General features: G+C 61.4%; 25 protein-coding genes. All 25 read left to right on the top strand.

Translation table 11 applies throughout. The features are described from left to right. On the top strand, positions 1-954 hold the full coding sequence (locus CDI09_RS14225) for a YdaU family protein (RefSeq protein ID WP_167370144.1): 954 nt from the start codon (positions 1-3) through the stop codon (positions 952-954). 2 nt (positions 955-956) lie between these two features. Further along, positions 957-1,748 (top strand): hypothetical protein, encoded by a 792-nt coding sequence (locus CDI09_RS14230; protein WP_078523645.1) that lies wholly within the window; start codon positions 957-959, stop codon positions 1,746-1,748. 474 nt (positions 1,749-2,222) lie between these two features. Further along, positions 2,223-2,534, top strand: coding sequence for a hypothetical protein (locus CDI09_RS14240; RefSeq protein WP_078523647.1), 312 nt, complete (start codon positions 2,223-2,225; stop codon positions 2,532-2,534). Then, positions 2,527-2,742: a hypothetical protein gene (locus CDI09_RS14245; RefSeq protein ID WP_078523648.1), complete on the top strand. Its 216-nt coding sequence runs from the start codon at positions 2,527-2,529 to the stop codon at positions 2,740-2,742. The genes CDI09_RS14240 and CDI09_RS14245 overlap by 8 nt, the downstream gene beginning before the upstream one ends. A 184-nt stretch (positions 2,743-2,926) precedes the next feature. Further along, positions 2,927-3,142: a hypothetical protein gene (locus tag CDI09_RS14255; protein WP_078523650.1), complete on the top strand. Its 216-nt coding sequence runs from the start codon at positions 2,927-2,929 to the stop codon at positions 3,140-3,142. 13 nt (positions 3,143-3,155) lie between these two features. Beyond that, positions 3,156-3,698 carry a hypothetical protein gene (locus CDI09_RS14260; RefSeq protein WP_078523651.1) on the top strand — a complete coding sequence of 181 codons (543 nt, stop codon included), beginning with the start codon at positions 3,156-3,158 and terminating at the stop codon, positions 3,696-3,698. 292 nt (positions 3,699-3,990) lie between these two features. Next, complete coding sequence (locus CDI09_RS14265) at positions 3,991-4,452, top strand: cytochrome P450 (protein WP_236944547.1); 462 nt, start codon at positions 3,991-3,993, stop codon at positions 4,450-4,452. Further along, entirely contained in the window at positions 4,452-5,762 is a 1,311-nt protein-coding gene (locus CDI09_RS14270; protein WP_205836643.1) for a phage terminase large subunit, read from the top strand. The genes CDI09_RS14265 and CDI09_RS14270 overlap by 1 nt, the downstream gene beginning before the upstream one ends. A gap of 15 nt (positions 5,763-5,777) precedes the next feature. Continuing rightward, positions 5,778-6,332: a hypothetical protein gene (locus CDI09_RS18925; protein WP_306415917.1), complete on the top strand. Its 555-nt coding sequence runs from the start codon at positions 5,778-5,780 to the stop codon at positions 6,330-6,332. A 39-nt stretch (positions 6,333-6,371) separates the two neighbouring features. Continuing rightward, positions 6,372-7,295 (top strand): hypothetical protein, encoded by a 924-nt coding sequence (locus CDI09_RS18930; RefSeq protein ID WP_306415918.1) that lies wholly within the window; start codon positions 6,372-6,374, stop codon positions 7,293-7,295. A 44-nt stretch (positions 7,296-7,339) separates the two neighbouring features. Beyond that, positions 7,340-7,930: a phage scaffolding protein gene (locus CDI09_RS14280; protein ID WP_078523653.1), complete on the top strand. Its 591-nt coding sequence runs from the start codon at positions 7,340-7,342 to the stop codon at positions 7,928-7,930. An 86-nt stretch (positions 7,931-8,016) separates the two neighbouring features. Continuing rightward, positions 8,017-9,384: a DUF4043 domain-containing protein gene (locus CDI09_RS14285; protein ID WP_078523654.1), complete on the top strand. Its 1,368-nt coding sequence runs from the start codon at positions 8,017-8,019 to the stop codon at positions 9,382-9,384. Next, positions 9,384-9,635, top strand: a complete 252-nt coding sequence (locus tag CDI09_RS14290) for a hypothetical protein (protein WP_078523655.1) — start codon at positions 9,384-9,386, stop codon at positions 9,633-9,635. The genes CDI09_RS14285 and CDI09_RS14290 overlap by 1 nt, the downstream gene beginning before the upstream one ends. Continuing rightward, complete coding sequence (locus CDI09_RS14295) at positions 9,602-10,000, top strand: hypothetical protein (protein ID WP_078523656.1); 399 nt, start codon at positions 9,602-9,604, stop codon at positions 9,998-10,000. The genes CDI09_RS14290 and CDI09_RS14295 overlap by 34 nt, the downstream gene beginning before the upstream one ends. A gap of 88 nt (positions 10,001-10,088) precedes the next feature. Further along, entirely contained in the window at positions 10,089-10,220 is a 132-nt protein-coding gene (locus CDI09_RS18870) for a hypothetical protein (RefSeq protein ID WP_265001079.1), read from the top strand. Beyond that, positions 10,221-10,415: a hypothetical protein gene (locus CDI09_RS14305; RefSeq protein ID WP_078523658.1), complete on the top strand. Its 195-nt coding sequence runs from the start codon at positions 10,221-10,223 to the stop codon at positions 10,413-10,415. Continuing rightward, positions 10,415-11,092, top strand: coding sequence for a hypothetical protein (locus CDI09_RS14310; protein WP_078523659.1), 678 nt, complete (start codon positions 10,415-10,417; stop codon positions 11,090-11,092). Before CDI09_RS14305 ends, CDI09_RS14310 begins: the two co-directional genes overlap by 1 nt. After that, the gene (locus CDI09_RS14315; protein WP_078523660.1) at positions 11,092-11,973 is read left to right on the top strand and encodes a hypothetical protein; all 882 of its coding nucleotides are present in this window, start codon (positions 11,092-11,094) and stop codon (positions 11,971-11,973) included. Before CDI09_RS14310 ends, CDI09_RS14315 begins: the two co-directional genes overlap by 1 nt. A gap of 19 nt (positions 11,974-11,992) precedes the next feature. After that, positions 11,993-12,184 (top strand): hypothetical protein, encoded by a 192-nt coding sequence (locus CDI09_RS14320; protein ID WP_078523661.1) that lies wholly within the window; start codon positions 11,993-11,995, stop codon positions 12,182-12,184. Positions 12,185-12,187: 3 nt separating this feature from the next. Beyond that, the gene (locus CDI09_RS14325; RefSeq protein WP_078523662.1) at positions 12,188-13,675 is read left to right on the top strand and encodes a phage tail sheath protein; all 1,488 of its coding nucleotides are present in this window, start codon (positions 12,188-12,190) and stop codon (positions 13,673-13,675) included. Between the two features lie 50 nt (positions 13,676-13,725). Then, complete coding sequence (locus tag CDI09_RS14330) at positions 13,726-14,157, top strand: hypothetical protein (protein ID WP_078523663.1); 432 nt, start codon at positions 13,726-13,728, stop codon at positions 14,155-14,157. Next, complete coding sequence (locus tag CDI09_RS14335) at positions 14,154-14,501, top strand: hypothetical protein (protein ID WP_078523664.1); 348 nt, start codon at positions 14,154-14,156, stop codon at positions 14,499-14,501. Before CDI09_RS14330 ends, CDI09_RS14335 begins: the two co-directional genes overlap by 4 nt. Before the next feature lie 14 nt (positions 14,502-14,515). Beyond that, positions 14,516-14,698, top strand: a complete 183-nt coding sequence (locus CDI09_RS14340; RefSeq protein WP_078523665.1) for a hypothetical protein — start codon at positions 14,516-14,518, stop codon at positions 14,696-14,698. Continuing rightward, on the top strand, positions 14,695-15,207 hold the full coding sequence (locus tag CDI09_RS14345) for a hypothetical protein (RefSeq protein WP_078523666.1): 513 nt from the start codon (positions 14,695-14,697) through the stop codon (positions 15,205-15,207). The genes CDI09_RS14340 and CDI09_RS14345 overlap by 4 nt, the downstream gene beginning before the upstream one ends. 9 nt (positions 15,208-15,216) lie before the next feature. Next, complete coding sequence (locus CDI09_RS14350) at positions 15,217-16,422, top strand: hypothetical protein (protein ID WP_236944548.1); 1,206 nt, start codon at positions 15,217-15,219, stop codon at positions 16,420-16,422. Positions 16,423-16,454: the final 32 nt, after the last annotated feature.

Genomic DNA, 16,454 nt, shown 5'->3' on the forward strand with positions numbered 1-16,454 from the left:
ATGACCGATCTACCAGAACCCCTCACGCCCGAATACTGCGATCTGCGCGGATACGATTTCATGCCTCTGTTCGGGCATCGGCTGTTCTCGAGCGAGTTCTATACCGAGGCATCTGATGCAGAGTTTCGTGCAGGCATGCGCCTGTGGTGGGCTGCATGGAACCAGCTTCCGGCCGGTAGCCTCCCGAACAGTGACCGTGCCCTTGCCACGCTGGCGGACTTTGGGCGCGATGTTAAGGCATGGCAGGCCGTGAAGGAACGCGCCCTGCACGGTTTCATCCTGTGCAGTGATGGGCGCCTCTATCACCCGATGCTGTGTCAGGAGGCGCTTGATGCTTACGAAGAGCGTCTGCGCAAAAGCAAAAAGCGCTTGAAAGATAAGGAACGTTTGCAAGCATGGCGTGAAATGCGCCGGAAACAGAACGGAGACGCACATCAATCTGAAGAACAGTCAAACGATGAAATGGAAGTGAAACGCGTTTCATCTGAGTTTCAGGGGCATATCAGAAACGCATGTGTCGCAGAAAACGCGCGGGGTGACAGGGACAGGGACAGTTATATATCACCCTCACTACGTTCGGGCTCTTCCTCATCGCCGAGCGCTGAGGCTGTCGGTTCTCGCGCTGCGGAGTTCGATGAGTTCTGGGCAGCCTATCCCCGCAAGGTGGATAAGGGCTCAGCCATGAAGGCGCACACCAAGGCCCGGACGAAAACCCCGCAATCGGAAATCATGCTCGGGCTGTCGCGGCATGTCGCAGCATGGCCGGACCGAAAATCCGACCACGGCTTCGATCTGATCCCGTATCCGGCTTCGTGGCTGAACGCGATGGGATGGGCCGGTGATCCCGAAGCATCTGCCGCGGCTCGCAAGCATGCCAATCCTCACCGCGTTACCCGCAACACCCAAGGCGCCCCCTCCATCTGGGACGCCGTGCTCGACCATCCGGGAGTTTGACCATGAACCACGTTTCGAAAATCCGGCCCGGTGTTGTCGTGGCCTACCGTCCGGCTGAACCGGCCATTGCAGCGTTGATCGATGCCCGACGTGGCGGCATGGCGATCCTGCCGCGGGATGTGACGCCTGACGTTGCCAGTCAGGCACGAGCACAGCTTGCGGCTGCGCGTCTGGCCATGCAGCCCTCTACCCCGCAGATGGTCATGGCGTGGTTGAAGAAGCTGGCCGGGATGGTTTCCAATCCCCCAGCCGACGAAGGCGCCATTCGCGCATCGGTCGAGGCCATCGTGGAAGTTTGCGGCGATCTTCCCGCTGGGGTCTGGTCAGTCTCATCGCGCCAGGCATGGTGCCGTCAGGCCGCGATCAATGGCCGACTGCCGGGCACGTTCTGGCCCCGGCCGGCGGAACTTTACGCGCTACTCCGGACAATTGCTGACCGGATTGCCCATGAGGTCGAGGGCTGCAAGGCAATTTTGGCCGTTGCTGACCGCGCGCCCGATGTGCCGCGCAGCAAGCCGACGTTGGCCGAACGTGCCGCCGTTGCTGCGAAGGTGGCCGAGCTGCAGCGTGAACGGGCCGAGCGTGAAGCGGCAGAAGCCCGCATCAGCCGCTTTGGTGGCTACATGCCCGGTGGAGATGCAACCCTGCGCGGCTGGCCGTTAGTGCGGGCACTTGAAGCTGAATTGCCGCGCATGACTGGCGATCTGCGCGCCGTGACGATCGAGCGGATTGCCGATCTGCGCCGGGCATTTCAGGCTGCAGACAACCTGCTAGCAGAGGCAAAAAATGCCTGAAAACCGCGAAGAAAAAGGTACCAATGCCGACTCGGCGGTGGTACTATCCGGCATGGAAAGCCCGTCCGAAATCTGGCCGCACCGATGCGGCGCTGACTACGTGGCCAATCTCGCGCCGCCAATCGACTGGAACGCAGCGGCGGCGAGATGCAGGGCGCGGTTCGAGCGGGATATGGCCATGAGAGCGTCGAGGTTGCGTCAGGAGGGCGGTGTAAACTTCTCAGAGGGAGATTGACCGTGGGTGATGGGAAAGGCGCTGTGTGGGCGAATATGGAGGGTTGGTTCGGATGAGTGAATGGCAGGCCATCGCGTCAATAGGCGAGAATGTGTCCGGGGCCATCGCTGCGGTGGGGTCGTTTTGGGCGTTCGCGTGGATGATGGTGAGGCTAAGCCGGTGATCCTCTCCGCCGCAGCCCTGATCCCGTTCGGTTGGTCGCGGCAGTGTCGGCATGAGTGGCAGGTCATCGCCACAGAATGGTCGGTGGTGAACGGGCCCCTACCCGTCGCGACAAAGGGCGTAAAACGTTGCACGAAATGCGGGAAGATGAAGAGGGTGAAGTTATGATCCGCTTCCTGAAACGCCACGTGTGGCCTTGGTCGGAGATTGAGGGGATGAAGCGCGCTCAAGGTCAGATGATGAGTAATTTTGCGTGCGTGTTTGCGAAGTGGCAGCAGGATGAATGTCGCGCTTCGTGCCTTGAAGGGGACATTCGTGCGCTGAATAGACGTCTCGCCAAATACGAACGGGCACGCGATGAGGGTGGCAGGTTTGTTCGTAATGTCTGACCGCATAGATCAGGCGATAGCGATGAACCTGACTGTGGCCAGACATATAGGCGCAATTTCCACTCGGCTCGCGCCTGATGAGTCCGTTTCGTGGGATGCTGTGGCCGAATACATTGCACACGAAGAGGAATGTACCGTCGATGAGGCGTTCGATATGATGGAACAGGCCAGGCGTGATGGCATGTTCTCAGGCGGTTGCCAGCAATGAAAATCCGCCTCCACCGCAAACTGCAACGCGAAATGGCCGACAGAGGATGGTCAGCCATCGCAATCACCGGCAGCGGCCACATCAGGTGGCAACACAGTAATGGAGCCCTGTATTTCTCAAGCGCCACGCCAAGTGACTGGCGGGCGGCGCGGAAAATGCGGGCGGATATGAGGAGACTTGAGCAGTGAGTGAAGCCGTGAATTCAAAAAAACACGTGAAGGTTCCATATGAAGGCGAAGAAAAAGTGATGTATTTCATCAGGCGCAATGGGGAATTGTATTTCAATGAAATGCTAATCGGTTCCGACAAAAGCGCGGAAAATCTTGTAAATACGGCCCGTCTTTTGGCCAAAAACATTGAGCCAACAGCACGGCGCATTGCCGAACTCGAAACGAAGTAATTGGGAGGGGCAAATGGCGCAGACCATAGAACTTGACCGGGTAGCCCAGATCCTGAAATCCGACCGGCGATACAATCGCCTGCGCCGCGAGATTGAAGCCGGAACCGCAGATGACCCCGGTGCAGATGGTCCTGCTGCTGCGGCCCGCAAAATCGTGCAGGATGCTATCGCTATCGCAGGCTCTGGCGGCAAGACGCGGCCCGTGCGTCGCGTGGCTGATGAATGCGCGCTGGATCGGTTCTATCATCGCGCGAATAGCAGCCTGACGGCTCAGCAATACGGGGCCGGACTCAAGTTTCGCCGGGCATGGTTGTGCTCGGCCCGCCGGGCGCGCGTAACGCAGACCTACGACACACAGGAAATCGAGCGTGGCGATCTGGTGGCATCCGAGGTGTCGCTTGATGCCCGCGAGGTTGTCACGGCGGCGCTTGAAGTTCTGTCCTCACACCAGCGACGCGCGGTCGTGGCTGTTTGTGGGGAGGATCAGGTTGTGGGACTGCGTGGAAAGACGCTTTGTTCAGGTCTTGAGCGCCTGCACGAACTGTGGAAAAAATAGTTCTTGTACTTTGTCGAGTTTTGCGTAATATCAGCGTCAGTGTGGATATTTGCGCCACGAAAGACGATCACGAGCCGCCCCGTTGAGGGCGGTTTTTTATTTCGGGCGCAACCCACGCAGTTCGGGCGGCTGACAACCTTACGGCTCTGGCACGGAGTTGATAGCCCCGACCTCCCTAACCGATTGGTGCCCGTTCATTTCATTCCCAATCGGCATGGGTAAATCCCGTTGGCCCGCAAGAGACGGGGGATAAGGCGGGGAGTGCATCAAACATCATTGCCTGGAGGATCGTATGGCTGGGCGAAAGGGTCTGGCTAAAGCTGAGAAGCGAACGAGCCGAACACGTCCTACGCGCGATGCACGTGAGGTTTTTCTTGAGCATCTGCGCAAAACATCAAATGTATCAGAATCTGCTCGTGTCGCTGTGGTTGGGCGAACGACCGTTCATGAATGGCGGGATCAAGACCCTGCGTTCGCCGCTGCATGGGACGATGCGATCGATGAGGCGACAGATGCCCTTGAAGCAGAAGCACGCCGTCGCGCCGTCGATGGCCACGAAGAATACGTGATTTCCATGGGGCAGATAGTGCGCGACCCAGAAACTGGGGAGCCGCTCAAACAGAAGAAATACAGCGATGCGTTGACGACGCTTCTGCTCAAGGCGCACCGACCAGAGAAATTCCGTGAACGCTACGACGTGCAGCAGAGCGGCCACATCACCATGAACATCACACCGGATGATGACGCGCTGTAATGGTCGCCAAGCTGAACCCGGCCCAGCAGGAGGCGAACCGACTTCTGGGCAGTCCGGCCACGCATATCCTGCTGCGCGGCGGCTCGCGGTCGGGGAAAACCTTTCTCCTGATCCGCGCTCTGGTCATTCGCGCAGGTAAGGCTCCGGGCACGCGACATGGCATTTTCCGCCACCGCTTTAATGCGCTGAAACACTCCATCATCGGGGATACGTTCCCCAAGGTGATGCGCCTCTGTTTCCCCGACGTGCCCTACAGCCTGAACCGCACGGACTGGTTCGTGACCCTGCCGAACGGGTCTGAAATCCTGTTTCACGGCCTCGATAGTTCCGACCGCACCGAGAAGATCCTCGGCCTCGAGTTCGCCACGGTCTACCTGAACGAAGCCAGCCAGATCGGATACGGCGCGCGCAACATGCTGCTGACACGTCTGGCGCAGAAATCGTCGTTGAACGTCAAGGAATATATCGACGCCAACCCGCCCACGACCTCGCACTGGCTCTACAGCCTGTTTGAGCGGAAGGTTGAGCCGAAATCCGGTGAGCCTCTACCCGATCCGGCCGACTATGCGACCATGCAGATCAACCCGGACAGCAACCGGGACAATCTCTCGCCAGAATACCTGAAGCAACTGGAGAGCCTGCCTGAGAAAGAACGGCAACGCTTCCTGTTCGGCAATTACCAGACTGCAATCGAGGGCGCTCTGTGGACGCTGGACCGCATCCGGCGCGAGGCCGCGATAACGGATGCAAACCGTGCCGCCGTGCTGGCGCGCATGCGGCGCATTGTCGTGGCGGTCGATCCTTCGGGTTGTTCGGGCCCAGAGGATTACCGATCGGATGAGATTGGCATCAGCGTCGCGGGTATCGATGCGGATGGGGTTGGTCATGTTCTGGCTGACCTGTCCTGCCGCGCCGGGCCTGCGGGCTGGGCCAAGATTGCGCTTGATGCACTGGACCTGTGGCGGGCTGACCGCATCGTGGCTGAGAAGAACTTCGGCGGCGCGATGGTGGAAAGCACGATCAGGGCGTCCCGCGCCACGGCGCCGGTCACGCTGGTTACGGCTTCGCGTGGCAAGTTCGCTCGGGCTGAGCCGGTGGCGGCGCTCTATGAGCAGGGGAAGGTCGTGCATCACGGCAGATTCCCCGATCTGGAGGATCAACTCTGTCAGTTCTCGGCTGGCGGCTTTGAAGGGGCACGTTCACCCGACCGGGCCGATGCGCTGGTGTGGGGACTAACTGACCTCATGCTCGGGCCGCCACCTGCTGCACCGGCACGCCTGACACCAACACGTTTCAATCTGGGCCGATAGCGGCCACGGGGCCGCATGGACTGGCAACAGCTAAAGAAAACCTATCCGCAGGACAACGATCTGCCCGCGCGCGCAAATCGTCTATCCGCACTGATGCGGGTGCGGGACTGCACGCAATACGACGCGATCCCGAACCCGTTCAGCAGCGAATACAACGGGGCAGGGGAATACATCCCGCTTGCCCAGCGCAGGCCGTCCGTGCGCACCAATATGTGCGCGACGGTGGTGGATGAGAGCGCGTCGCTGGTGTTCGGAGAGTGCCACTGGCCGTCCCTGACTGCGGAAAGTGACGATGTAGCTCAGGTCATGGCGGCCCTTGATCGGGAATGCGCCCTGCCTGCGGTGATGCTTGAGGCGGTCATTGCCGGTTCTGTTGGCTCGTCCGCCCTGCTGGTTGAGGTCGTGGAGCGTGCGCCGTGTGTTTCGATGCACGACACCCGATATCTGACGCCAAAATGGGACGCGGCTGGCGATCTCGCCACCGTGACTGAGCAATACAAGGTCAAGGGCGCAGACCTGTCAGCGCAGGGCTGGCCGATTTCTGCCGACGATGCCCCGGCTATTTTCTGATGGCGCCGTGAGTGGGATCGGCAGGAGTGCCGGGTCTACGTGCCGCGTCTCGTTTCGGACGGAATACCAGACCGTGTTGATGCGGCCCGAACCACCCAGCACGGGCTGAGCTTCGTTCCGTGGATCTGGATGGCCAATCTGGCGCAGCCGGGCGTTGTGGATGGCCCGTGCACCTTCGAGCGTGCCATCGATACGGTCATCGAGTGCGATTACCTGCTGTCGCAGTCAGGTCGGGGCCTGAAATACAGTGCCGACCCGAAGCTCGTCATCAAGGCCGGTGCGGCTGATCCGGCTGGCGCGGCGGATGATGGCGGCCTTACCGGCGGCGCGGCATCTGCCCTGACGCTTCCGCTCGATGGCGATGCCAAGATGCTGGAAATCAATGGCGATGCGTCAGGGGCCATGCTGGCGCACTACAAGGAACTGCGCGCCATCGTGATGGAGCAGATCCACGGCAACCGGGCCAGCGCGGACAAGATCAGCGCCGCGCAGTCTGGCAGGGCCATGGAGATGATGTGCCAGTCGTTGGTGTGGCTGGCTGATCGCCTGCGCCTGTCCTACGGCGAATACGGGCTGCTGTCGCTGTATCGCATGATCTGCCGGTTTTCCAGCGTAGTGGCTGGCGGCATCAAGATCGGCGGCGAGGATCATGTGGGGCTGGAGCCGGACGGCCTGGCGCTTCAGTGGCCGCCTTACTTCCCGAGCACAGACCCCGAACTGCTCCAGTTGGCGCAGGGTCTGGCGACGGCCGTAGCGTCGGGCTTCATGTCCAGCGAGACCGCCTGCAGCATCTACGCCGCCAAGGTTGGCACGGCCAGCCCGCAGGAGGAATGGAACCGGGTTCTGGATGAGTTGTCCGACCCTGTTCTGATCGCCAAGCGGCAGGGCGCCGCGAATGCTGCCAAGGCCGACCGGCAGGCCGCCGGTTCCGGCCGCACAGAGACACGACAGGCTACGGCCTGACGTTACCCGGCTGATGTCGGACCATTCACAAAACAGAGGGTCAGATGACCACAGAACCCAACGACCCCGGCAGGGACCAAAATCTGCTGGGGCTCCAGCGCGAACTCGCAACCGCGCGCTCCGAACTGGAAGCGCTGCGCAAGGACCGCGATGCAGTGATCCGTGATCGCGACGACGCGATCAAATCGCGCGACGGCCTCAAGGCGCAGTTCGACAAGCAGAAGGCCGATAACGTGAAGGCTCTGGCCGATGCTAACGCTGCTGTTGAGCAGGCCAAGGCTGATGCCGAAGCCGCAACCAAAGGCGCGACGGAAAAGGCCAACGCCGCCGTCATCCGCGCCGAGGCCAAGGCCGCCGCCGTCCGTCTGGGTGCGGTCAATCCCGAGGATGTGGTCAAGCTGATCGACCTCGGCACCGTCAAGATGGGCGAGGACGGGAAGATCGACGGCCTCGATGCGGTGATGGAAGCCGCCAAGGAAAGCCGTGGCTATCTGTTCTCCGAGCCGACCAAGCCCGGCACCGAGACGGGAACGACCAAGACCACGCCCGCGCCCAAGGCTGGCGAGCCGAAGGATAAATCCGCGATGGAAATGACGGATGCGGAATACGCGGCCTTGAAGGCCACCATTTCCTAAACACCCTCGCCGCCGCGATAGTAGTAATTGCCACTCCGTTATCGACACCAAGTTGATGCGGGCGTGGCGCAATACAGAGAGCCAACATGCCAATTTCCGATTTTCCCGCCGTTCTGCAGCCGATTGTGCAGAAGGGCATGCTCCAGCGTGAGTTCCAGAACGGCCTGAAGTCCATGTTGGCTTTCCGCGCCATTGCTGACCGTGAGCCGTTCCCCAACAGCGTGGGTGAAACCATCACCAAGACGCGTAAGGGCCTCAAGAAGCCCGTGACGACCGCGATGGACCCCACGCAGAACACCAACCTCGATAATGGCCTTACGCCGTCTACCTTCTCGGTCGAGCAGTATACGCTTGGCATCGATATGTATGGCGACACGACCGACCTGAACATCGTCACCAGCCAGTCCGCCATCGCCAACATGTTTCTGGCGAACTCCTACACCAACGGTATTCAGGCCATCCAGTCGCTTGAACGTATCGCCCGTAATGCCCTGTTTTTCGGCAATGGCAGCGATCTGGGCGGGTACATCAGCGGCAACACCCGCGTCATCACCGCGCTTGCCGCTGCGGGCACGACCATTCAGGTTGATGATATCCGCGGCTTCACGGCTGCATTCAATCCCTACGGGCAGATTGCTGCCGTTTCGTCCTCGCTTACCATGCCGGTTCTGGTGGGCAGCACCGTTTACACTCTGACGGGCGTGACCCCGGATGCGACCAATGCCAGCACGGCCCCTGAAGGTGGCATTTCCGGCACCCTGACCTTCACGTCCAACGTGTCGGAAGCTGATGGCGCGGCTGGCAGTGCGGTCGTGGCGCTGACGGCACCCAAGGTGCTGCGTCCGAATGGCAAGAAGACCACGGCGGCACTGACAGCCTCCAACGGCACGGGCGACTACCTGAACATGTCCACCTGCCTCTCGGCTGTGGCAAAGCTGCGCAACAACAATGTGCCGCCCGCAGCCGGTGGTTTCTACCACTGCTATCTGGACGAAAATCAGCGCCTGGGCCTGTTCAACGACCAGATGTTCCAGCGCCTGTATCGTGGTGCGTATGATTCTGACCCGGCCCGTGATGCGCAGATCATCGAACTGGCTGGCATTCGCTTTATGCCGACGACCGAAGCGCCCCAGCAGACGTTGGAAGGTGTAGGGCAGATCCATCGTGCAATTATCTGCGGGCAGGGAGCGCTTATTGAAGGTGATTTCGCCCACATCGAAGGTCTGCCGGTGCCCGATATCGACAAGAGCGAGACGGCCGTTGTTGATGGCATCGCCATGGTGACCCGTCCTCCGCTGGACCGCCTGCGTCAGATCATTGCCCAGTCGTGGTACTGGATTGGCGGGTTTGCCCTGCCGACCGATATGACGGCGAACAATGAAATCATCCCGACTGCTACCAGCAGCTACCTCAAGCGCGCGGTCGTGATCGAGAGCATGGGGCTGGACGACTGATGGCCCGCGCTCCCCGAAGGGCGGCGGATATGGAAAAGGGACAGCCTGCCGAGGCTGTCCCTGATCCCGTTGTGCCCCATGAGGTTGTTCATGCGCATGGCTATATCGAGGTGCGTTTCAACCGTGGTCATTATCACTGGCCCGCAGGCACGGTGCTGACCAATCCCGAGGAAATCGAGCACCTGCGCCAGCGTGGCGCTGTACTGAGGCCTGTACCATGTCAGGAAGCGTCACCCCAACCGGACCACTGACCGAAGCAGAGCGGGTTCTGGCGCGTCGCTATTGCGGGTTCAGTATCATGGGTCCGAACAACAGGTCGTTTGCCGGTTATCGGTTCTTCCAGTCCTATGGGATGCTGGAATATCGCCTGACCAACATGACAGATGAGGAACTAGTCCAGACCCGAACTTACCTGACCCAGATATCTACTCTGGAAACAGCCATTCTGGGCGCATCTGATAATCTGGATACCGATCAGGCCGCTGTCTGGCATCACAACCGTTATGAGGTTCAGGACCGGATGGGGCTGTTCAATCGATGGCGCGCGCAGTTGTGCCAGTTCCTCGGTGTGCCGCCCGGTCCGGGGCTAAGGCCACAGTCAGCAATCATCATATGAAGGGCACCATATGGCGACCCTGAGCACCCGCAGGCGTAACGCCCTGCCAAAATCCGCGTTCGGCCTGCCCGGCTCGCGTCGGTTTCCGATGCCTGATCGCGCCCATGCAATCAACGCAAAGGCGCGCGCGGCCCAGCAGGTGAAAGCAGGCAACCTGTCCAAATCTTCGCAGGCGAAAATCAACGCCAAGGCGAACAGCATTATCAGGCGGAGAAAATAAATGGCACGACCCGCGAAGCGCATGACCATGGCGCAGTATCTCAAGTCGAACACCGACCGAAAGGAGGACGGCCAGAACGCGGCTCTGGTCGGCATGACCACGGCGGCGTTCAAAAAGACCCCTCAGGCCAAGGCCATTGACCGGCAGATGGTCTCGCTGATGAACCGCACATCGACCAAGGGGCGGCGTCACTAATGGATCAGGGCCTCCTGCAGCAGAAGGTGGCGCGTGGCTATGCCAAAGCCGCCCTGCGGCTTGGGGCCATGACCACGCAATACCGTCCAGCATCGCTGACCGCGCCGATGGGTACCGTCCACGCGACGTTTCTGGCCGCGTTCAACGACGACAAATCTTTCGGGTTCGCCCGCCCGGCCCTGTGGGGGAAACCCGCCGTATTCGGCCTGTTCGACACCACGGATGTGCAGTCGGGCGACCTGCTGACCTGCGCGGGCGAGAACTATTTTGTGGCACGCCTCGAGCCGTTTCGTCCGCCGCTGTGCATGCTGTGCAACCGGGTCGTGTCCATCGCGGGTCAGCCGGGGCAGGGGAGCACCAATGGCGATGGCGCGGTCTGCACGGACGTTGGCTATTCCGACGACTACGGCACGGCGGGCGACACCAGCGCCCAGACCACACTCATCTCGGGTTGGCCTGCCTTCATCCAGATCAAGGGGAAGGGCAGTCCGACCGGAGACGGCATCCCCGGATCGATCAAGGCTGCGGATTACGAGATGCTGCTGCCGGTCATGCCGGATTTTATCCCGACCGTGCAGATGGCCGTCACAACCGACCTTGGCACGATTTACACCGTGACTGCGGTCGAGCCGAGCCAGTATGGCAACCGCTGCCTGATGAGCGTGAGGCAAGTGTAATGGCCGATATCGTCTCTATCTCCCGCGCCATCGGCAGGCAGATGGCAGCCATCGTCTATATTGATGGGAAGGGCGGCGGCTCCGTTACTGGCCGCCCCACGAAAATCCGAAGAGGCTGGCTCACTCAGGCCGATTATGAGGGCGATGAATGCGAACTGAACCGGGGCGTGGACTTCATCACCGTCATGGACCTGCAGGGCGGCTGGCGGCGCATTGACGAGCCTCTGGGGCGACCGTGGCGGCAGGAGGCCACGATTCCGGCCACCGTGTCGATCACGACCAACGGCAGCACGGCCACGATCGCGCTGCAGGACGGAGCAACACCCACAGGCATCGTTGGCCTGCGCATTCGTTCCAATGGCGCGGCCATTCCCGACAGGTCTGTTGCGGCCTACGTAGTGCAGCCGACCGATACCGTGGCGAGAATTGCAGCCGCCCTGGCGGACCAGATTGATGGCGCAACCTCGAGCGGCGCGATTGTCAGTGTGCCCGGCGCCACGACACTGGAAGGCGCGGTTGGTGCATATGCCCCGGCGGTCCGCACGGCGCGCAGGCAGCAGCAGTTGTTTCAGGTCACGGTCTGGTCCGCCTCGACCGAGGCCCGTGATGCTCTGGGCACCGCACTCGACAACGGCATGGCTTTTATCGACTGGCTGACCGACGCCAACGGCTCGACCTTCCAGATCGAGAGCCGGGGAAGCTGGAACAATGATGCCGCGCAAAACAGCGGAATTTTCATGCGCCCGTTCCGGTTCATCGTCACCTACGACACCGACATGCGCGAAAACATGGTCCAGATGCTGTTCAGCGCGGGCGTAATGGCGCTGCCCGGCGGCGCGACCCACACCGCAGGCGATGGCGCCCTGAACGGCGCGGCCTGACCCACTCCGAGAGAACCAGATGACGGACACTCCCCAGACTACCAGCCCGGCGGCCAAGGCCGGGCCTGCATATGCCTACGTGGTGATGCTGCCGGGTCACGGCTACCCGCTTGGCACCCAGATCACCAACGCTGCCACGATTGCAAAACTGCAATCAGACGGAACGCTCGGGCGATTCACCGTGCGCGTCGCCCTCACGCAGGAGAAATAATCCATGCCCGTTCTCTATCAGGCAGGCGACCTGAACACGAACAGCCTTGTGGTTCCCGATCTGTATGTGCAGATCCAGAAACCGGCCACACTGGCGCTCAACGGCGTCTCCAGCGGGCGTATCGGCCTGGTCGGCACCGCTGCATGGGGGCCGGTCAACACGCCCGTAATCGTAGGCGCGATGGGGGATTGCCTCGCAGCGTTTGGCGGCAAGCAGGCGCTGGCCACTGATATCGGCACGGCGGTGAACATCGCCATCCTGCAGGGCGCATCTGATTTCCGCTGCGTGCGCGTGACGGACGGGACTGATGCGGCCGCCACGGGTACGCTGGCGGGCGTCTCGCTCACGGCCCGCTATACTGGCAGCGCGGGCAACGCGATCACCGCGACCCTGACCCAGAACGGCATCATTGCCAGCAAATACACGCTGACCACCACGCACGCCACGCTGGGTAGCCGGTCCTACACCGGCGCGTCGTGGACCGCGATTGCCGCGGCTGTTGCTGCCGATACGTCGGCCCTTGTCGTGGCCACGGTTCCGGGCACGGTTCCCGATCTCGCAGCGGGCACGGCAACCCTGTCCGGCGGTACTGATGGCGGCACACCCACCACGGCGCAGTTCATCGGTGCTGACGAGGCCACCCGCACCGGCATGTATTCGCTGCGCGGGCAGGGCTGCGCCCTTGGCGTTCTGTCTGGCCTGACCGACAACACCTCATGGACCACGCAGGGCGCGTTCGGTCTGCAGGAAGGGCTTTACATGATCGCCTGTGGCCCGGCGGGCGACACGATCAGCAATGCCGTGGCCATGAAGACCGCAGCCGGTCTGGACAGCTACGGCGTCAAGCTGATGTTTGGTGACTGGCTGTGGTGGGATGACGACACCAACGGCGACATGCTGGTGCCCCCTCAGGCGTTCGTGGCGGGCCTGTTTGGCGGCCTCTCGCCCGAGCAGTCGAGCCTCAACAAGCAGTTGACCGGCATCATCGGCAGTCAGAAGGCCGGTCTCGCCAGCAGCGGCACGACCCAGACCTACTCCGATGCCGAACTTGGCGCGCTGTTCGAGGCCGGGATTGACGTGATCTGCAACCCGGCGCCGGGCGGCAGCTATTGGGCCGTGCGCGGTGGCATCAATACCTCGTCCGAGGACACCACCAACGACGACACCTACACCCGCATGACGAACTACATCGCGGAAACCATCAATGCGGGCATGGGCACGTTTGTTGGCGACGTGATCAACGCCACGCTGTTCGGCGATATCCGCGCGGTGCTGCTCGGCACGCTGTCCAATATGGTCAGCACGGGCATTCTGGAGGCCACCACGTCCTACGCCGTGGTGTGCGACGCCAGCAACAACCCGCAGTCCCGCACTGCGCTCGGCTATGTCCGGGCAGATGTGCAGGTTAAGTATCAGGGCATCAACCGCTTCTTCGTGGTTAATCTTCAGGGCGGCTCCAGCGTGGTTATCACCACAGCCTCGGCGACCTGATCCGTTCTCGTTTCCGCCGCCTTCGGGCGGCTTTTCTTTTGGAGGATTGAATGGCCACGAAGCCATTTAACGTAGGCCGCGACTGTCGTGTCGTGCTGATCTACAACGGATCGCGCATCAAGCTGCCGACCGTAACCGGGTTTCAGGCGCAGCAGCAGACGCACCGCCTCACGTCCTCGCCGCTGAACGATATGCCCGCGTTCTATGACACGCCGAACGGCTGGTCTGGCACATTCAGCTTCCAGCGTGACAATTCCGGTGCCGATGACCTGTTTGCGGCCATCGAAAGCGGGTTCTGGGACGCGGGCACCATGATCCTGGGCAGCATCTACCAGTATCTGGACGAGTGCGATGGCACCACGACCACCTATGAGTTCATGGGCGCGACGATTGCCCTTAACAACGCTGGTCATTTCCAGTCGGAAAATATCGTCAACCAGAGCGTCAGTTTCATGGCGCGTATCAGGAACAAAATTTCATGAGCACGATCCCCAAGGAAATCACCACGGCCTCAGGCAAGAAGCTGGAACTGCGCGAGCTTGACCCCGGCGATATGCTGGACCTGATCGAAGTGGCGGGCAGCGCCATGCAGTCGGCATCGGCTGGCGCGTGGATGGGCTATGCCCAGATGATCTGTTCGGTTGACGCCATTGACGGCGTGCCGGTGGAAATGCCTGCGACCAAGGAGCAGGTAAAGCAGGTGGCCCGTCGCATCGGCAATGACGGCATTGTGGCGCTACAGGCCGTGTTCTATCCGCCGAAGAAGCCGGATGCTCCCGAGCAGCCGGGCACTTCTGGCGTGGATATGGAAACGGCAAAAAACTGAGCAGGCACCCCGCTATGCAGGAGATGCTCCTGCTGGCCGACAGCGGGGTGCCATGGGACGTTGCTCTCAAATGGTCGCGCACGCGGCGGTTTGCCGCCTGCGTGGCTATCACCGAGCGCCGGAGCCGGGAGACGTATGGCCTGATCCCGACCCGCTTTGACTGGTCTGCCGGTCGCTACGTGGATGCTGAACCATGACCCGGAAATTCAACACGCTGGAAGGCTTCGTTAGGCACCTGCGCGAGCGTGTGGAGCCGAATATTGCCCGCGCCGTGCATCGCGGCGTGCAGGATGGGGCGGACCTGATTAAAACCGAAACCAAGGTGCAGATCGGGCAGTATCTGGACGGCCCGGAAAGTGGGCTGCCCACAGCGCCATTGGCTGACCGCACCATTGATGACCGTATCCGTAAGGGCTTTTCTCCCGATGAGCCGGGCCTGCGGACAGGCGACATGCGCGACAGCTACGGTACGCGGGTGAGTGGCGAGGCGCTGCGCGTAGAGGCTTCAATCGGGTCAGACGACATCAAGGCCGTGGTGTTCGAGGTCGGGCGCATGGAACAGAACAACTACCAGCCGCCCCGGCCTGAACTGGCCGTTGCTGCCTTCAGGAACGAAGAGAAAGTCGCGCGCGGCATCGGTCGCATGGTGGTGCGCGCGATTGAAGGGCGGCTACTGCCTAATGCTCGGGCGACCGATAGCGAATAGAGAAAAATCATGGCCGTTGAAGCCTATGAAATCGGCGTAAACCTCGTCGCCAATGCCACCCGCGTTACCGGGCCGATTGGGGAGATGATCGAGGCACTCGAGCGCCTGATTTCTGCCCAGCGCGAGGCCCAGATGGGCTTTAATGGCATGGTGTCGTCACTGGGTGGAGCGCGCCGTCTGGCTGGCGGCATGGCGGACGATATGGAGCGGGCGGCCCGTGCGGCGCGTGATATTGCGTCCAGTTCCGGTCGTTTCCGTGGCGCGCCGTCCTCGCGCAGCGCATCCGGTGGCGATGGCGGGAACGCGGCCAGTCGCCCCGCGCCCGCGCCACCGGCGCCCGCAATGCCGCCCATACCGCCAGAAAACCTCGGGCGCGGCAGCTACGTTTCTCCATATTCCGCCGCCGCCACCCATGTGCCCGGCGCGCCACAACTGCTCCTGCCGCCGCCGGAAGTGCGCACGCCGGGTACCGCGCTGATGGTGCTGCCCAATCAGGGCGACAGCATGGGGAATGGTGCCAATTTCCGCGCCGCTGTGCGGCCTAACGGTTATGATCCCAACTGGACAACTCCAGAATATTCAATGAACGGACCGCACGGTCCGTATCCCTATCTGGGCCCGCACGCCGTCAATCCGGGAGAGGTGGGCGAGGGACTGATGGCGGCTCGAGGGGCGCTGTCTGGCATCGGCATGCCGCGCGTTGGGCCTCTGGCGGCGGGGATGGCCGCATACGCTGGCATCCATGGGGTGGGAGAGACGCTGGGCGCGGGATTTCGTCAGACCGGTCAATATGACCAGACGTTCTTGAGTATGCAGGGTGATCCTGTGGCGCGCGCAAACATGTCGGCGATCATGGCGAGCGCAGATAAAGCACTGAGGAACAATCCTTTTTTGACCGCGCCAGAGTCGGCTCAGATCGCGCAGGACGCCTTTGAGCTAAGCGGCGGCAATATGGAAGAGCAGGACCCGATTGCCGTCCTGCTAAATAAGGTAAACCGAACCTTTCAGGCCCAAGGGAAGTCTCCTGAGGCCGCTATGGCAGAAAGTAAAGCATTCATCCGCGCTCAGGATATTTCGAACAGGTTCTATAACCCACGAACAGGTGAATTCGATCTAGACCGCGCCACTCGGTCGACTGAATCCGCTCTAGCAGCCTGTCGGGTTGGGCATTTTGCGGCTGATAACGCCGAGGCTGACCCGGCTTATGCTGCCTGAAGCCGTGCCATTCTTTTGCAGTTGTATGCGAG

The organism is Komagataeibacter nataicola, from assembly GCF_003207795.1.
Classification (GTDB): Bacteria; Pseudomonadota; Alphaproteobacteria; order Acetobacterales; family Acetobacteraceae; genus Komagataeibacter; species Komagataeibacter nataicola.

Coding starts and splice junctions, on each gene's coding strand:
- CDI09_RS14225 (WP_167370144.1), top strand. CDS start 1: ATGACCGATCTACCAGAACCCCTCACGCCCGAATACTGCGATCTGCGC.
- CDI09_RS14230 (WP_078523645.1), top strand. CDS start 957: ATGAACCACGTTTCGAAAATCCGGCCCGGTGTTGTCGTGGCCTACCGT.
- CDI09_RS14240 (WP_078523647.1), top strand. CDS start 2,223: ATGGTCGGTGGTGAACGGGCCCCTACCCGTCGCGACAAAGGGCGTAAA.
- CDI09_RS14245 (WP_078523648.1), top strand. CDS start 2,527: ATGTCTGACCGCATAGATCAGGCGATAGCGATGAACCTGACTGTGGCC.
- CDI09_RS14260 (WP_078523651.1), top strand. CDS start 3,156: ATGGCGCAGACCATAGAACTTGACCGGGTAGCCCAGATCCTGAAATCC.
- CDI09_RS14265 (WP_236944547.1), top strand. CDS start 3,991: ATGGCTGGGCGAAAGGGTCTGGCTAAAGCTGAGAAGCGAACGAGCCGA.
- CDI09_RS14270 (WP_205836643.1), top strand. CDS start 4,452: ATGGTCGCCAAGCTGAACCCGGCCCAGCAGGAGGCGAACCGACTTCTG.
- CDI09_RS18925 (WP_306415917.1), top strand. CDS start 5,778: ATGGACTGGCAACAGCTAAAGAAAACCTATCCGCAGGACAACGATCTG.
- CDI09_RS14280 (WP_078523653.1), top strand. CDS start 7,340: ATGACCACAGAACCCAACGACCCCGGCAGGGACCAAAATCTGCTGGGG.
- CDI09_RS14285 (WP_078523654.1), top strand. CDS start 8,017: ATGCCAATTTCCGATTTTCCCGCCGTTCTGCAGCCGATTGTGCAGAAG.
- CDI09_RS14290 (WP_078523655.1), top strand. CDS start 9,384: ATGGCCCGCGCTCCCCGAAGGGCGGCGGATATGGAAAAGGGACAGCCT.
- CDI09_RS14295 (WP_078523656.1), top strand. CDS start 9,602: ATGTCAGGAAGCGTCACCCCAACCGGACCACTGACCGAAGCAGAGCGG.
- CDI09_RS18870 (WP_265001079.1), top strand. CDS start 10,089: ATGCCTGATCGCGCCCATGCAATCAACGCAAAGGCGCGCGCGGCCCAG.
- CDI09_RS14305 (WP_078523658.1), top strand. CDS start 10,221: ATGGCACGACCCGCGAAGCGCATGACCATGGCGCAGTATCTCAAGTCG.
- CDI09_RS14310 (WP_078523659.1), top strand. CDS start 10,415: ATGGATCAGGGCCTCCTGCAGCAGAAGGTGGCGCGTGGCTATGCCAAA.
- CDI09_RS14315 (WP_078523660.1), top strand. CDS start 11,092: ATGGCCGATATCGTCTCTATCTCCCGCGCCATCGGCAGGCAGATGGCA.
- CDI09_RS14320 (WP_078523661.1), top strand. CDS start 11,993: ATGACGGACACTCCCCAGACTACCAGCCCGGCGGCCAAGGCCGGGCCT.
- CDI09_RS14325 (WP_078523662.1), top strand. CDS start 12,188: ATGCCCGTTCTCTATCAGGCAGGCGACCTGAACACGAACAGCCTTGTG.
- CDI09_RS14330 (WP_078523663.1), top strand. CDS start 13,726: ATGGCCACGAAGCCATTTAACGTAGGCCGCGACTGTCGTGTCGTGCTG.
- CDI09_RS14335 (WP_078523664.1), top strand. CDS start 14,154: ATGAGCACGATCCCCAAGGAAATCACCACGGCCTCAGGCAAGAAGCTG.
- CDI09_RS14340 (WP_078523665.1), top strand. CDS start 14,516: ATGCAGGAGATGCTCCTGCTGGCCGACAGCGGGGTGCCATGGGACGTT.
- CDI09_RS14345 (WP_078523666.1), top strand. CDS start 14,695: ATGACCCGGAAATTCAACACGCTGGAAGGCTTCGTTAGGCACCTGCGC.
- CDI09_RS14350 (WP_236944548.1), top strand. CDS start 15,217: ATGGCCGTTGAAGCCTATGAAATCGGCGTAAACCTCGTCGCCAATGCC.